Genomic DNA, 14,893 nt, shown 5'->3' with positions numbered 1-14,893 from the left:
AAGTTAAATCAAGACAGAAAGAAGCAATACGAATATGAGTCCAAACACGCCGACCAGGGTTTCCATCAGCGTCCACGAACGGAAGGTGTCCTTCAACGACAGCCCGAAATATTCCTTGAACATCCAGAAGCCGGAATCGTTCACATGGCTGCACATCAAGCTGCCGGCGCCGATCGCCAGCACCATCAGGCTGGGATCGATGCCGGAACTCTGCACCACCGGCGCGACGATGCCGGCGGCGGTGAGACCCGCCACCGTGGCCGAGCCGAGACAGATGCGAATCAGCGTCGCCACCAGCCAGCCCAGCACCAGCGGCGGCACCGGCAAGGCGCCCAGCTGGGTGCCTAGTTGCGCGCTGACGCCGGAATCGACCAGCACCTGCTTCAACGCGCCGGCGCCGGCGATCACCAGCAGGATCGGGGCGATGTCGCGCAGCGCGTCCTGGGCGCCGGCCATCAAGACCTGCACCTTGTGGCCGCGCGCCAGTCCCAGCGTCACCACCGCCACCGCCAGCGCGATCAGCATCACGATCATCGGATTGGCGAGGAACACCACCAGCGATTTCATGGCCGGATCGGCGATCGGCAGCATCGTCAATCCGGTGGCGGCGGCCAGCAGCCACACCGGCAGCAGCGCCGTGGCGAAGCTGTTGAACACGCCCGGCAGCTCGGCCTCGTCGCGCAGTCCGGTGCGGAACAGCGGCGCCGGTTCGCTCTTGATGCGCTTGAGCGTCATGGCGAACACCGGCCCGGCCAGGATCAGCGTGGGGACGGCGACGATCAGGCCATAGAACAGCGTGCGGCCCATGTCGGCGTGGAATTGCGCCACCAGCGCGGTCGGCGACGGATGCGGCGGCAGGAAGCCGTGCGCGATCGACAGCCCGGCCAGCAGCGGAATCGCCAGCGCCACCGCCGGCCGTCCGCTCTGGTACACCAGCGAGAACACCAGCGGCACCAGCAGCACGAAGCCGACGTTGTAGTAGAGGGGAATACCGGCGACGAAGCCGGTCAGGGTCAGCGCGACCGGCATCCGTGCGGAGCCGAACACGCCGATCAGGTAGCTGGCGATGCGCTGGGCGGCGCCGCTGTCGGCGATCAGCTTGCCGAACACGGCGCCCAGGCAGACGATGACGATCAACGACCCAAGCAGGTCGCCGATGCCCTTGTCGATCGATTTCGGGATGCTCTCCAGCGGCATCCCGAGCAGCAGCGCTGCGGCCAGCGCCGCCGCCACGAAGGCCAGCAGCGGCTGGACCTTGGCCCAGGCGATCAACAAGGTCAGCAGGCCGACCGACAAGGCGACGGCGATCAGCGCCCACGCAGCCGGCGTCGCTCCGAAGAGCGCCGCCAACGGAGAGATACTCATCGGAGTGTGCGCTTAGAAGTTGTAGCGCACACCAGCGCGGTAGACACGGCCCAGCACATCGTACAGGGTCGGGTTGATCGCGAAGCTCAGGTTGGTCTGCGGCGCGGCGACGGGATCGCGGTTGCCGATGTTGTCGATCTTGAAGTAGGCCGTGGTTTTGTCGGCGATCTTCATGCTGCCGCCCAGGTCGACGTAGAACGCGCCCTTCATCTGGTTGTTGAAGATGGTGGCGTGGGTGATCGTCGAGACCGGGCAGTTGGTCTGGCACTCGATGAACTCGTTGCTGTAGACGCCTTTGCTGATCCAGCGCTCGCTCAGGGTCAGGCTGTACTTGTCGGTGTCCCACGATTGCGTCGCCAGGCCCTTCCACTTCGGCGTGCCGCCCAGGTTGTTACCGGCCGCTTCGGACGGGATGGTGCCCACCACGCCCGGATCGGTCAGGAAGCTCAGCGTACGGGTCGCCAGCGCGCGGAAGGTCAGACGGCCCGGCAGGCTGTAGTCCTTCAGGTTCATGCGGTACGACGCCTCCAGGTCGACGCCCTTGTTGCGCAGCGACGCCAGGTTGAACGCCTGCACCGTCACGAAGTTATTGGCGGCGTTGGCGTTGTTGAGCGACATCGCGCCGCAGATTTCCTGGTTGCCGGCCGAGCACAGGTCGATTTCCTGCTGCGCCGACAGGGCCGAGATCACGCCGTTGACCTTGATGTCGAAGTAGTCGACCGAGGCGCTGAAGCCAGGGGCCCAGCTTGGCTGGGTCAAGACAATGCCGACCACGGTGTTGCGCGCATCTTCCGGACGCAAGTTGGTGTTGCCGACGGTGCGCTGCTGGAACGAGACGGCGGCGCCGTTGAAGTTCGCCACGTTGTTGACCACCACCGGCGCGGCGTACAGCTCGCTCAGGTTGGGTGCGCGCACGTCGTGCGAGGTCACGGCGCGCAGGCGCAGGCCGTCGACGCCGGTCTTCCAGGTGCCGCCCAGTTTCCAGGTCTTGGCGTTGCCGGAGGTGCTGTAGACGGTCTCGCGGCCGGCCACGTTCAGGTTGGCCTCGCCCCAGGTCGCCGATTTCAGCACCGGCACGTTCAGCTCCAGGTACGCTTCCTTGACGTCGTAGGTGCCCGAACCGCTGTGATAGTTACCCGCGTACCAGTTGTTGCCAACAGCCGTGTTCAACAGCGGATCGGCCGGATATTCGGTGGTGTTCGGGCTGGACGCCGAAACGCCGTTGCCGTACGGGTCGCCGGTCACGCTGTAGTGCTCGCGACGGTATTCGGCGCCGGTGGCGATCGCGATCGGGCCGGCCCACGATTCGAACGCTTCGCCGTTGATGTTGAAGCTGGCCACCTGCTGGGTTTGCTTGGTGTGCTGCTGCGGACCGTTCAGCGGCGCGATGTAGGCGAACGCGGCCGGATCGATCGCGACGTTGCCGATGATGTTGAGCGGCACGCAACCGGAGGCGGCGGCGACCGGATTGCGGCAGATGATGTTGCCGTTCGGGCCGCGGATGGCGTCGATGGCGGCGTTGTAGCGGCTGTTCAGCGTGATGTCGTGGACGATGATGTCGGTCTTGTTCTGGCCGTATTCAGCGTAGGTGTCGTACGACCATTCCTTGCCGCCCAGCTGGAACTTGCCGTCGGCGCCCAGCACCAGGCGTTGCATCTCGCGGGTCGGGTGGACGTTGATGTTGCGCGGGAATTCGGCGTTGGCCGTGCCGTACTGGAAGCTGGTGATCTTGTTGGCGGCGCACGCGGCGACGATCGACGGCGGCAGGAAGGCGTTGTCGCACTGGATGGTCAGGTTGGCGTTCTTGGCCGCGCCCGGATTCGGCGTGAACTCGGACTTGACCTTGCCGAAGTTGGCGGTCATGTAGATTTCATGGTCCGGATTCAGGTCGAAGCCGACGCGGGTGTAGCCCACCTGGCGCGTCAGGTCCATCGCCAGGTTGGTGCCGGCGCCGACGCTGCCGCTCAAGTCGCCGCCGACGCAGAACGGGTTGACGCAGCCGGTGACCGAGCCGGTGCCGGTCGGCTTGCCGTTGGAGCCGTAGTTGAACTGGTAAGGCACGCCGCCCACGCCGAAGGCCGTGCCTTGCAGCGGTCCGTTGGTGATCAGGCCGTATTTGGCGTACTGGAATTGCTGGGCGTGGTCGATGACCGTGTATTGCGGTTTGCCGTCGTTGGTCTGGGCGATCGGGCGGACCTGGTAGGCGGTGTTCTTGTACCAGGTGCGGCCGTTCGGGCCGACTTCGCCGAAGCCCGGCGCGTCGATGCCCTTCTCGCGGCCATACTCGCCGCTGGCGGTCACGTGCAGGCGGTCGTCCATGAAGGACTTGCCCCACGCCGCTTGCAGCGTGCCGTTCTTGTCGTCGTGGTACTTGGTCATGCCGCCTTCGACGTTGGCCTTGAAGCCTTCGAACTTCTTGTCGGTGACGAAGTTGACCACGCCGCCGATCGCGTCCGAGCCGTACGAGGCCGAGGCGCCGCCGGTGACCACGTCGACGCGCTTGACCAGCAGTTGCGGGAACTGGCTGACGTCGGTGACGCCGGTGACATTGGCGCCGACCACGCGCTGGCCGTCGAGCAGGGTCAGGGTGCGGATCGGGCCGAGGCCGCGCAGGCTCAGCGAGCTCAGGCCCTGGATGCCGCTGGAGGTGCTGTTGGTGCTGGTGGTGCGGCCGGTGCTGCCCTGCAGCGCCGGCAATTCGGCGATGGTGTTGAACAGATTCGGCTGGGCGCTCTTGGCCAGGTCTTCCGACCCCAGGCTGGTGGTCGGCGTCGGCGCGCTGAAACCGCGTGCGGCGATGCGCGAACCGGAGACGGTCACCACGTTGGTGGTCGGCGCGACTTCCGGCGCCGCGTCCTGGGCGACGGCGGGCGCGGCGGCGTCCTGGGCGGCGGCCGGGGCCGGCGCCGGTTCGGCGGTCTGCTGGGCCTGGGCGGAAATCGCGATCCAGCTGCAAGCGCTGGCCACGGCCAGGCGCATGATGGTGTTACGGGTAGTCAGTGTAGTCATGTGAGTCTCCAAATTTTTATTGATTGCGCGCGGTACTGCTGACGGCCCGCTGCGATGAAGCTTTCCTGCGAATTTGCTGCCGTGCCCTGCCCGTCAAGCCTGGCGTTGTACCTCCCCCAAGATCTGCGCCACCAGCAGTTCCGGGGCGATGCCGATATCGAGCGTGACGCCGGCTTCGTCGTCCTGCAGCGGTTCCAGGTCGCGGAACTGGCTGTCGAGCAGCGATGGCGGCATGTAATGGTTGACGCGCGCCTGCATGCGCGCCGAAATCAATTCCTTGGCCCCGGCCAGATGGGCGAAACGCAGCGCCGGGTCGCCCTGGCGCAGCAGGTCGCGGTAGCGCCGTTTCAGCGCCGAGCAGGACAGCACCAGGCCGGCGTCGTCCTGGCGCGCGGCCCGGATCTGCGCCTGCAAGGCCAGCAGCCAGCCGGCGCGGTCGTCATCGTTGAGCGGCATCCCGGCCGACATCTTGGCGACGTTGGCGTCCGGGTGGAACAGATCGCCCTCGATGTAGGGCACGTCCAGTTCGGACGCCAACGCCTGACCGACCGTGCTCTTGCCGCAGCCGCTGACGCCCATCACCACCCAACGAATACTCTCCATCCACCGCTCCGAATTAAAGTTAGCGCTAACATCACATTTCTGAAGAACCGGGCCGTTTGCTTGCGCCGCTGCATTTCTGAAATGGGGGAGTTAGCCGATACCGCGAAGTTAGCGTTATCATTTGGTAGTGACTTTAACGCACCGTAGGAATTTGTAAAGAGATATTCGTATTGCAACGCAGCATAAAGCTGGGCCGGGAACGCCGCGCCACGGTGCGCGCGGGCGGTTCTACGGCGGCGCAGCATGAACGTGGCGGGCGCGCAACGCTTTCCCGCAAGGCGCACCTTTGAGCGCCATCAAGCCACGGCAGCGTTCGGGCTCGATACTGGAGGCGATCGCTTCAACGATCACTCCCGTTCAAACCCAAGCTAGGAGAACCATCATGGCTGAAATGTTCCATTTCTGGACCCACGGCGTCAACGTGGTGCCGGAATTCACCAAAGAATTGACCGGCACTAACAACGGACTCGTCCTGAGGCCGATGGGGTATGGCACCTCGATCAAGCAAAACCGCGGCACCGACAACTGGTTTCATCTGGCCATCCCGTCCGGCACCAAGCTGGATGGCGACGCGGTCCGGATCCGGAGCGCGTGGCTGCGGCTGTCGGCCAAGGGCGGCCCGATGGTGGACCGGGTGCGCATCCACGAGGCCACCGGACCGGGCGCCGAATCCAAGGAATTCCACGACAGCGGCGCGCTGAACGTGAGTGAAGGCGGCACGCAGCTCAACTTCAACCTCGGCAGCCGCCCGGCCTCCGGCCCGCTGGTGATGTGCATCCACGCGATCTTCAACGGCGCCGGCGAAATCATCATCTCCGGCGCCGGAGCGCAGTTCGACGAACTGTGAGTCGCCGGCGGCGTTTACCGAACAGGTGGAATTGCGTATGCTACGCCTGCGCCTCCACCTGAGAAAAATAACCGCATGCACAACTCCGACATCTCCGCCGCCCGCCCGCTGACCAAAGAAGATTACAAGACACTGTCGCTGGCCGCGCTCGGCGGCGCGCTGGAATTCTACGACTTCATCATCTTCGTTTTCTTCGCCAACGCCATCGGCCAGTTGTTCTTTCCTCCGGAGATGCCGGACTGGCTGCGGCTGCTGCAAACCTTCGGCATCTTCGCCGCCGGTTACGTGGTGCGGCCGCTGGGCGGCATCGTCATGGCGCACTTCGGCGACCTGCTGGGGCGCAAGCGCATGTTCACGCTGTCGATCCTGTTGATGGCGCTGCCGACGCTGATGATCGGCCTGCTGCCGACCTACGCCAGCATCGGCCTGGCCGCCCCGCTGCTGCTGTTGCTGATGCGCGTGCTGCAAGGCGCGGCGGTCGGCGGCGAGGTGCCGGGCGCCTGGGTGTTCGTCTCCGAGCACGTGCCGGCCAACCGCACCGGCTACGCCTGCGGCACGCTGACCGCCGGCCTGACGGTCGGCATCCTGCTTGGTTCGCTGGTGGCCACCGGCCTCAATACCGTCTACACGCCGGCCGAAGTGACCGACGGCGCCTGGCGCTACCCGTTCCTGCTGGGCGGCGTGTTCGGCCTGGGCGCGATGTACCTGCGCCGCTGGCTGCACGAGACGCCGGTGTTCGCCGAGATGCAGCAACGGAAGGCGCTGGCGGCCGAGATGCCGCTGAAGGCAGTGCTGCGCAGCCATCGCGGCGCGGTGGCGGTGTCGATGCTGCTGACCTGGATGCTGTCGGCCTGCATCGTGGTGGTGATCCTGATGACGCCGGCGCTGCTGCAAAAGATTTATCACATCGACGCCCGCACCTCGCTGGTGGCGAATACCGCCGCCACCTTGTGCCTGGCCTTCGGCTGCATCATCGCCGGCGTGCTGGCCGACCGCTTCAGCGCGCGCCGCGTGATCCTGATCGGCAGCCCGCTGCTGGCGGTGTGCCTGTACGTTTTCTACACCACCATCGCCACGCAGCCGGAGCTGCTGCTGCCGCTGTACGCGCTGACCGGACTGCTGGTCGGCGTGGTCGGCGCGGTGCCGTGCGTGCTGGTGCAAGCCTTCCCGGCGCAGGTCCGCTTCTCAGGGCTGTCGTTCTCGTACAACCTTTCCTACGCCATCTTCGGCGGACTGACGCCGATCTTCGTCACGCTGATGCTCAAGAGCGACAAGCTCGGACCGGCGTACTACGTGATCGGCGTGTGCGCGGTCGGCATGCTGACCGCGCTGTGCATCAAGAGCCGGAAAGGTATTGCAGGTCGCTGACCTTTTCCAGCCACTCCACGACCTTGCCGTCGAGGTTCTCGGCGATGGCGATGTGCGACATCGCCGTGGTCGGCGCGGCGCCGTGCCAGTGCTTGACGTTGGGCGGTATCCACACGGTGTCGCCGGGCTTGATCTCCTGTACCGGCCCGCCCCAACGTTGCACCCGTCCCGCGCCGGCGGTGACGATCAGCGTCTGCCCCAACGGGTGCGTATGCCACGCCGTGCGCGCGCCCGGCTCGAAGGTCACCAGCGCGCCGCCGACGCGTGCCGCGCCGCTGCCCTTGAACGGCGCATCGACCCTCACCGTGCCGGTGAAATTGGCGGCCGGCCCGGCCGCCGACGGTTGCGATCCGGCCTGCGTGACCTTGACCGGCGCCGTGGCCTCCTGGGCCGCCGCCGCCGACATCAAGCCGCCGACCAGCGCCGCCGTTGCGGATAGTTGTTTCATGATTTCTCCTTTGCGATTGCCTCCAGTGTAGCCAGCGATGACGCTACTGATAAGCCGCTATAATCGGCATGAGCTTATGAAGAGGACTCATGAATGACCGAGAACTACAACGACCTGCTGGCCTTCGTCGCGGTGGCGCGCGAGGGCAGCTTCACCAAGGCGGCCAAGCAGATGGGCGTGTCGCAATCGGCGCTCAGCCACACCATCCGCGCGCTTGAGACGCGGCTCGGAATCCGCCTGCTGACCCGTACCACGCGCAGCGTCAGCCCCACCGACGCCGGCCAGCGCCTGCTGCAAACACTGGCGCCACGCTTCGAAGAGATCGACATCGAACTGGCCGCGCTGACCGAGTTGCGCGACAAGCCGGCCGGCACCATCCGCATCACCTGCGCCGAACACGCCGCCAACGGCGTGCTGTGGCCCAAGCTGGCGCCGCTGCTGGCGCAATACCCCGACATCAAGATCGACATCAACGTCGACTACGGCATGACCAACATCGTCGAGCAGCGCTACGACGCCGGCGTGCGGCTCGGCGACCAGGTGGAGAAGGACATGATTGCGGTGCGCATCGGCGCCGACATGCGGATGGCGGTGGTGGCCGCGCCGTCGTACTTCGCGCGACGCGCCAAGCCGCTGACGCCGCGCGATCTGCAGGACCACAACTGCATCAACCTGCGCCTGCCGACGCACGGCAACCTGCTGGTATGGGATTTTGAAAAGGACGGCGACGCCGTCAACGTGCGGGTCGACGGCCAATGGGTGTTCAACAGCAGCACGCCGCGCGTGCGGGCGGCGCTGGCCGGCCACGGCGTGGCCTATCTGCCGGAGGACATGGTGGCCGAACACATCGCCCAGGGCGCGCTGGTGCGGGTGTTGCAGGACTGGTGCCAGACCTTCCCCGGCTACCATCTATATTTTCCAAGCCGGCGCCAGTCGTCGCCGGCATTCCAGCTGGTGGTGGACGCGCTGCGCCACCAGGGATGATCTACACCGTCCGGGCCTCGATGGCGCGCCGCGCCGCCTGCGGCCGGACGATCAACATCCACACCAGCAGCAGCGCCAACGCCAGCCAGCCGGCGCCGGTGCTCAGCGCGGCGGTGACGCGATGCGACAGCAAGGCCGCGCCCTGCAAGCCTCCGGCGCCGGCGGCGGCCACCGCCACCAGTATCGCCAGCCCCAGCGAGTTACCCAACTGGTGCGCGACATTGACCACGCCCGAAGCGGCGCCCGCGTCCTGCGGCGCCACGCCGGCGATGCCGAACGCGGTCAGCGGACTCAAAGCCATGCCCTGCCCTGCGCCGATCAACACCATCGGCAACGCCACGCCGAACAGGTAGCCGCTGTCCACCGACACGCGGCTCAACCACGCCATACCGGCCAGACACACCGCCAACCCGACCGCCAGCAGGCGCGCGTTACCGTGGCGCCGGCTCAGCGACGGCACCGTCATCGCCACCGCGAAGTTCACCAGCGTCATCGGCAGGAAGGCCAGTCCGGTCGCGGCCGGGCTGTAATGGCCGACCACTTGCAGGTACTGCGTGGTGAAGAAAAAGAAGCCGATCATCGCGCCGAGGAACAGCATGCGCGCCACATAGGCGGCGACCCGCTCGCGATTGGCGAACAGCCGCAGCGGCATGATAGGCTGCGCCACGCGCGCCTCATTGAAAACGAACAGCGCCAGCAGCACCAGGCCGGCGCCGATCGCGCCCAGCGTGGCGGCATCGCCCCAGCCGGCGGACGCGGAGCGGATGAAGCCATAGACCAGCGCGCCCATGCCCAGCGTGGAGGCAACGGCGCCGGCCGCGTCGAACTGCGCCGAAGCGCGCGGGCTCTCCACGATGTAGCGCCGCGCCGCCCACATCAACGCCAGCCCGATCGGCAGGTTGATGAAGAAGCCGGCGCGCCACGACAGCCATTCGGCCAGCACACCGCCCAGCACCATGCCGACGCTGGCGGCCACGCCGGCCACCGCGCTGTACCACGACACCGCCTTCATGCGTTCGCCGCTGTCGGTGAAGGTGGTTTGCAGCAGCGCCAGCGTGGACGGCGCCAGGATCGCCGCGCCCAGCCCCTGCACGGCGCGTGCCGCGACCAGCATCATCGGCGAGCCCGCCATGCCGATCGCCACCGACGCCGCCGTGAAGATCGCCAAGCCGGCGCTCAGCATGCGGCGCCGCCCTAGGATGTCGCCGGCGCGCGCCGCCAGCAGCAGCAAGCCGCCGAAGGTTAGCGTGTAGGCGCTCTGCACCCAGGCCAGGCCGGTGTCGCTGAAGCCCAGCTCCTGATGGATTTTCGGCAGCCCGGTGAGGACCACCGAGGCGTCCAGCACGATCATGACGTAGCTGGTGAGGATGATGGCGAGGATCGCGCGTTTATTCGATGTAGTCATGACGCCAATGTAAGGCATGACCACATTCATGAATAGACGGCTACGCCGGCATGACCTTATGAGCCATCCTCATCAATGATCAGTCGTGGAAGGCCTCGACCACCTTGCGCCGGCCCAGCATGAAGGCGTCGGCGACGTGGCGCAGCGGCGCGACGTCGACGTCGGAGCGGCCGGCCTTGACCAAGGCGGCGAACCGGCGGTACAGCGACGGGTACTCAGCCTCCTTGTCCAGCGGCTGCTCTTCGCCGGCGATCCACAGCCGCGCGCCGCCGTCGCTGAGTTTGACCTGGCCGTCGGCGGTGTCGACGATGATGTCCCAGCTTTGCTTGCCGGTCTGGCGCCAGTCGAATTCCGCGAGCACGCGCAACGCGCCGGCATCCTGGAAGTGCAGCTCGGCGGCGATCGGCGCGTCGCGGTTCTCCGGGAACTCCAGGCTGGCGCTGGTGAGGAACACCTGCGACGGCAGGATCTCGGTGACGATCGACAGCGCGTTGATGCCAGGATCGAACACGCCCAGGCCGCCGGCCTGCCAGATCCAGTCCTGGTTCGGATGCCAGTGGCGCACGTCCTCTTTCCAGATCACGTGCATCGCGGTCGGCGCGTGCGCGGCCAGATAGGCCTTGGCCGGCTGCACCGCCGGCGCGTAGCGCGAGTGCCAGCTGGTGAACAGGGTCAGGCCCTTGGACGCGGCCAGCGCCTCCAGGTCGGCCACTTCGGACAGCGTGGCGCCGGGCGGCTTTTCGAGGAACACGTGCTTGCCGGCGGTGAGCGCGGCATGCGCGGCGGCGTAGCGGTATTGCGGCGGCATGCACAGCGAGACCGCTTCGATCTCCGGCGCGGCGGCCAGCATCTCTTCGATGGTCTTGAAGCCCGGCAGGCCGTCGATGGTGTTGTTGCGGCTGGCCGAGGCGAGCAGCGCGAAATCGGGATTGGCGGCGATGGCCGGCAGGTGCTGGTCGTGCACGATCTTGCCGACGCCGACGATGGCGAGTTTGATAGCTGACATCTTGGTTCTTCCATAAATGAGTTTGCGCCACCGTATGCTAAGCGCGCCGGCGCCGCAACACCAATCACTTTTATCGCGGGACAGATATCAAAATGAGATGGGCGGGGCAAAGCATGGCTACAATGGGCCTTCCCTCCACTGCCCGGACCGACCATGCCAGACCTGCTGACCCGCCGCGCCTTCCTGCACGGCTCTGCCGTTGCCGCACTGACCGCCACCCACGGCATGGGGGCGCAGGCCGCCACCGCCGACCCGCTGCCGGCGGCGCCGGCGGACGCCGACGATGAAGCCTACTGGCGCAAGGTCGCCGCGCACTACGAGGTCAGCCCCGACTTCACCAATCTGGAGAACGCCTACTACGGCATCATGTCCAAGCCGGTGGCCGAGGACTTCAAGCGCAACATCGACATTCTGAACCGCGACAACTCGCGCCTGCTGCGACGCGAGTTCGACCGCGACGGCATCGAGGCGATCCGGGTCCAGCTGGCGCGGCACCTGGGCGCGCCGGTCGACGAAATCGCCATCACACGCGGCGCCACCGAATCGCTGCAAAACCTGATCTCCAACTACAAACTGCTGAAGCCCGGCGACACCATCCTGCACGCCGACCTCGATTACGACGCCATGATCTACGCCATCAACGACCTGGCCGAGCGCCGGGGCGCACGGATCGGCGTGATCCGCATCCCCGAACCGGCGACACGCCAGTCGGTGCTGGACACCTACGAACAGGCGCTGCGCGACAACCCGCGCGCGCGCCTGCTGCTGCTGACCCACATCACCCACCGCACCGGCCTGGTGTTCCCGGTGGACGAGATCACGCGCATGGCCAGGCAGCGCGGCGTCGACGTGATCCTCGACGTCGCCCAATCGTGGGGCCAGCTAAATTACCGCATGTCCGACCTGCAGGCCGATTTCATCGGCGGCAACCTGCATAAATGGATAGGCGCGCCGCTGGGACTGGGCTTCATCTACATCCGCAAGACGCGGCTGGCGGACATCGGCGTGCATATGGGCGACCGCGATTTCGCCGCCGACGACATCCGCTCGCGCGTCCATTCCGGCACGCTCAACGCGGCCAGCATCATGACGATACCGAAGGCGCTGCAAATGCACGCGCAGATCGGCGCCGCCGCCAAGGGCGCACGGCTGCGCCACCTGCGCGACCACTGGGTGCGCCAGGCGCGCGGCATCGACAAGGTCGAAATCCTGACGCCGGACACGCCCGGCATGTACGGCGCCGTCACCTCGTTCCGCATCAAAGGCCTGACCACGCCGGAGCAGAACAGCGCGCTCGCCAACCGCCTGATGGACCAGTTCAAGATCTTCACCGTGGTGCGCCACGGTCCGGTCGGCGGCAGCTGCATCCGCGTCACGCCGGCGCTGTTCACCACCAAGCCGCAACTGGACCAACTGGTCGCCGCGCTGCGACAAATCGCCGCCACCTGAAAATCGGCACCGTGAAAACTTAATGCAAGCTTATTGCATTAAGTTTCATATGGACTTATTATGCAAGTCAGTTGCAATAATAACTCCGGCGCTGACGCGCCCCACCGTGCCCACTTCAACTCCAATGAAAACAACGATACGGCCCATGGCCGCAGCAATCGCGCTCGCCCTGACGGCGGACGTCCCCGCCCACGCCGAAGACGACGCCCCGCTGCAAACCGTCACCATCAGCAACACGCGCACCGCCGCCGCGCCGGACCTGCCCGCCAACAGCATCGTCAAGACGCAGGACGAACTGCGGCAGCAGCAAAACATCTTCAATCCCGAAGACGCCCTGCGCAATATGCCCAGCATGACGATCCGCAAGCGCTACAGCGGCGACCGCAACGCGCTGGTCGGCGGCCGCAGCTTCTCCACCACGCAGGCGCCACGTGCGCTGGTGACGATGGACGGCTACCTGCTGTCGAATTTCCTCGGCCGCTTCGACGCGCCGCGCTGGAACATGATCGCGCCGGAAGAGATCGCGCGCATCGACGTGTTCTACGGCCCCTTCTCCGCGCTCTATGCCGGCAACTCGATCGGCACCACGATCGCCGTCACCACCACCCGCCCCGCCACTTTCTCGGGTTCGGTCAGGCTGGCGATGCAGGACCAATCCTTCGACCAGTACGGCCAGAAGGACCACTACCGCAACTACCAAAGCTCGGCGCTGATCGGCGACAAGCTCGCATCCGGCCTGTGGTACAAGCTGATGCTCAACCACCAGGACAGCACCAGCCAGCCGATGGGCTACTACACCGCCACCGCCAACGCGGCCGGCGCATTCACCGCGCCGGCCGGCGGCGCACCGGCGACCCCGGTCACCGGCGTGGTCTACGACACCGGCCCGTTCGGCACCCGCCGCGCCATCTTCGGCGCCAACGCCGGCGCCATCGACCACACACTGCAAAACACCGCCAAGGCCAGCTTCGGCTACGACTTCAGCCCCACCGTCAGCGCCGAAGGCTTCGTCGCCTGGTGGTCGAATGAAAGCGTCACCCGCAACCAGACCTTCCTGCGCGACGCCGCCGGCAAGGCCGTGTGGTCCGGCCGCGTCAGCGACGGCGCCAATGTCTTCGTGCTGCCGGCGACCGCGTTCATCCCCTACACCCGCGACGAGCGCCACGCGCAAGCCGGCCTGACCGTCAAGACCAGGAACCAGAACGGATGGAACGGCAGCGCTTCGATCAGCGGCTACCGCATCGTGGAGGACGTGCAGCGCAACGCCGGCGCCGCCGATCCGCTGGCGGCCAACGGCGGCGCCGGCAACGCCGTGGTACGCGACGGCAGCGGCTTCAACACCATCGACCTGCAAGCGACGCGCAACGGCGGCCCGCACGCGCTGAGCATCGGCCTGCATGCCGACGACTACAAGCTGAAACAGGCAACCCGCCTCACCACCGACTGGCGCAACGCCGACGGCGCCGAGAGCCAGTTCGTCGGCGGCGAAACACGCACGCTGGCTCTGTACGCGCAGGATGCATGGCGCTTCGCGCCGCGCTGGCAGGCGACGCTCGGTCTGCGCGCCGAATCCTGGCGCGCCGAGAACGGCCTGCAACGCGTGGCGCCGGGGACGGCGCAATATTATCCGGACCGCAGCGAGCAAGCGTGGTCGCCAAAATTCTCGCTGGCCTGGGATGCGGCAGACGATACCACGCTACGCCTGTCGGCCGGACGCGGTACGCGCTTCGCGACTGTGTCGGAACTATTCCAGGGCACGGCGGCCGGCAGCAGCATCATCGTCAACGATCCGAACCTGAAGCCGGAGCGCTCCACCGCGCTGGAACTGATGGCCGAACAGCGTTACCAACTGGGCAGCCTGCGCACCTCGCTGTTCCAGGACGATGTGCGCAACACCATCTGGAGTCAGCTGAACCTCAACGTGCTGCCGAACGTGACCAATGTGCAGAACATCGGCCGCGTGCGCACGCGCGGCCTGGAACTGGTGGGACAGATCGACCGCCTCGGCATACAGGGCCTGAGCGCGGAGGCCAATATCGCCTTCAGCAAATCGACCATCCTGGAGAACGATAACTATCAGCCGTCGCTGGGCAAGAACTGGACGCGGGTACCGCGCGTCCGCTCGGCCGCCACCTTGATCTACGCCCCCGCCGACACCTGGAGCGCATCGGCGACCTACCGCTATTCCGGCGCGCAGTTCAACGAGATCACCAACAGCGACTACAACACCGACGTGTATGGCGGCGTTTCGCGCGTCAGCCAGCTCGACGTCCGTCTGCTGCTCAAGCCCGCGCGCGGCACCGAGGTCGCGATCGGCATCGATAACCTGAACGACAACCGCGCCTACCAGCTGCACCCGTATCCGGGCCGCACGCTGTTCGGCGAAGTGCGCTATGCCTTTTAAGGAGC

The 14,893-nt window shown here is 66.4% G+C and carries 11 protein-coding genes; 5 read left to right on the top strand and 6 right to left on the bottom strand.

The window, feature by feature from the left end; all coding sequences use genetic code 11:
• Window positions 1-3: 3 nt before the first annotated feature.
• From GW587_RS18780 to GW587_RS18770, 3 genes are all read right to left on the bottom strand, one after another.
• Window positions 4-1,365 carry a gluconate:H+ symporter gene (locus GW587_RS18780; protein ID WP_166105999.1) on the bottom strand — a complete coding sequence of 454 codons (1,362 nt, stop codon included), beginning with the start codon at window positions 1,363-1,365 and terminating at the stop codon, window positions 4-6.
• 12 nt (window positions 1,366-1,377) lie between these two features.
• Window positions 1,378-4,374, bottom strand: a complete 2,997-nt coding sequence (locus tag GW587_RS18775) for a TonB-dependent receptor plug domain-containing protein (protein ID WP_229259537.1) — start codon at window positions 4,372-4,374, stop codon at window positions 1,378-1,380.
• Between the two features lie 93 nt (window positions 4,375-4,467).
• A complete protein-coding gene (locus tag GW587_RS18770; RefSeq protein WP_229259536.1) occupies window positions 4,468-4,977 on the bottom strand; it encodes a gluconokinase in 510 nt (169 codons plus the stop codon).
• 382 nt (window positions 4,978-5,359) lie between these two features.
• Here GW587_RS18770 and GW587_RS18765 point away from each other — a divergent pair, with 382 nt between their 5' ends.
• Together GW587_RS18765 and GW587_RS18760 are read left to right on the top strand one after the other, a co-directional pair.
• Window positions 5,360-5,824: a DUF6623 family protein gene (locus tag GW587_RS18765; protein ID WP_166105997.1), complete on the top strand. Its 465-nt coding sequence runs from the start codon at window positions 5,360-5,362 to the stop codon at window positions 5,822-5,824.
• A gap of 75 nt (window positions 5,825-5,899) precedes the next feature.
• Complete coding sequence (locus tag GW587_RS18760) at window positions 5,900-7,192, top strand: MFS transporter (RefSeq protein ID WP_166105995.1); 1,293 nt, start codon at window positions 5,900-5,902, stop codon at window positions 7,190-7,192.
• Here GW587_RS18760 and GW587_RS18755 read toward each other — a convergent pair.
• Window positions 7,161-7,640: a (R)-mandelonitrile lyase gene (locus tag GW587_RS18755; RefSeq protein ID WP_166105993.1), complete on the bottom strand. Its 480-nt coding sequence runs from the start codon at window positions 7,638-7,640 to the stop codon at window positions 7,161-7,163. The genes GW587_RS18760 and GW587_RS18755 overlap by 32 nt on opposite strands.
• A 93-nt stretch (window positions 7,641-7,733) precedes the next feature.
• Here GW587_RS18755 and GW587_RS18750 point away from each other — a divergent pair, with 93 nt between their 5' ends.
• Window positions 7,734-8,624: a LysR family transcriptional regulator gene (locus tag GW587_RS18750; RefSeq protein ID WP_166105991.1), complete on the top strand. Its 891-nt coding sequence runs from the start codon at window positions 7,734-7,736 to the stop codon at window positions 8,622-8,624.
• A gap of 1 nt (window position 8,625) precedes the next feature.
• On the opposite strand, the gene GW587_RS18745 is transcribed toward GW587_RS18750, so the two are convergent.
• Window positions 8,626-10,029 (bottom strand): MFS transporter, encoded by a 1,404-nt coding sequence (locus tag GW587_RS18745; RefSeq protein WP_166105989.1) that lies wholly within the window; start codon window positions 10,027-10,029, stop codon window positions 8,626-8,628.
• Between the two features lie 79 nt (window positions 10,030-10,108).
• Window positions 10,109-11,035 carry a Gfo/Idh/MocA family protein gene (locus tag GW587_RS18740; RefSeq protein ID WP_166105988.1) on the bottom strand — a complete coding sequence of 309 codons (927 nt, stop codon included), beginning with the start codon at window positions 11,033-11,035 and terminating at the stop codon, window positions 10,109-10,111.
• Between the two features lie 153 nt (window positions 11,036-11,188).
• Here GW587_RS18740 and GW587_RS18735 point away from each other — a divergent pair, with 153 nt between their 5' ends.
• Together GW587_RS18735 and GW587_RS18730 are read left to right on the top strand one after the other, a co-directional pair.
• Window positions 11,189-12,484, top strand: coding sequence for an aminotransferase class V-fold PLP-dependent enzyme (locus GW587_RS18735; RefSeq protein WP_166105986.1), 1,296 nt, complete (start codon window positions 11,189-11,191; stop codon window positions 12,482-12,484).
• A 145-nt stretch (window positions 12,485-12,629) separates the two neighbouring features.
• Window positions 12,630-14,888, top strand: a complete 2,259-nt coding sequence (locus GW587_RS18730) for a TonB-dependent receptor (protein WP_166105984.1) — start codon at window positions 12,630-12,632, stop codon at window positions 14,886-14,888.
• Window positions 14,889-14,893: the final 5 nt, after the last annotated feature.

Origin of the sequence: Duganella aceris, from assembly GCF_011090165.1 — a bacterium.
Taxonomy (GTDB): domain Bacteria; phylum Pseudomonadota; class Gammaproteobacteria; order Burkholderiales; family Burkholderiaceae_D; genus Rugamonas; species Rugamonas aceris.
This window is presented reverse-complemented; position numbering and strand designations above follow the sequence as displayed.

Bases quoted from the DNA above. Each gene is read 5' to 3' on its own strand.
- GW587_RS18780 (WP_166105999.1), bottom strand. From the start codon at position 1,365: ATGAGTATCTCTCCGTTGGCGGCGCTCTTCGGAGCGACGCCGGCTGCG.
- GW587_RS18775 (WP_229259537.1), bottom strand. From the start codon at position 4,374: ATGACTACACTGACTACCCGTAACACCATCATGCGCCTGGCCGTGGCC.
- GW587_RS18770 (WP_229259536.1), bottom strand. From the start codon at position 4,977: ATGGAGAGTATTCGTTGGGTGGTGATGGGCGTCAGCGGCTGCGGCAAG.
- GW587_RS18765 (WP_166105997.1), top strand. From the start codon at position 5,360: ATGGCTGAAATGTTCCATTTCTGGACCCACGGCGTCAACGTGGTGCCG.
- GW587_RS18760 (WP_166105995.1), top strand. From the start codon at position 5,900: ATGCACAACTCCGACATCTCCGCCGCCCGCCCGCTGACCAAAGAAGAT.
- GW587_RS18755 (WP_166105993.1), bottom strand. From the start codon at position 7,640: ATGAAACAACTATCCGCAACGGCGGCGCTGGTCGGCGGCTTGATGTCG.
- GW587_RS18750 (WP_166105991.1), top strand. From the start codon at position 7,734: ATGACCGAGAACTACAACGACCTGCTGGCCTTCGTCGCGGTGGCGCGC.
- GW587_RS18745 (WP_166105989.1), bottom strand. From the start codon at position 10,029: ATGACTACATCGAATAAACGCGCGATCCTCGCCATCATCCTCACCAGC.
- GW587_RS18740 (WP_166105988.1), bottom strand. From the start codon at position 11,035: ATGTCAGCTATCAAACTCGCCATCGTCGGCGTCGGCAAGATCGTGCAC.
- GW587_RS18735 (WP_166105986.1), top strand. From the start codon at position 11,189: ATGCCAGACCTGCTGACCCGCCGCGCCTTCCTGCACGGCTCTGCCGTT.
- GW587_RS18730 (WP_166105984.1), top strand. From the start codon at position 12,630: ATGGCCGCAGCAATCGCGCTCGCCCTGACGGCGGACGTCCCCGCCCAC.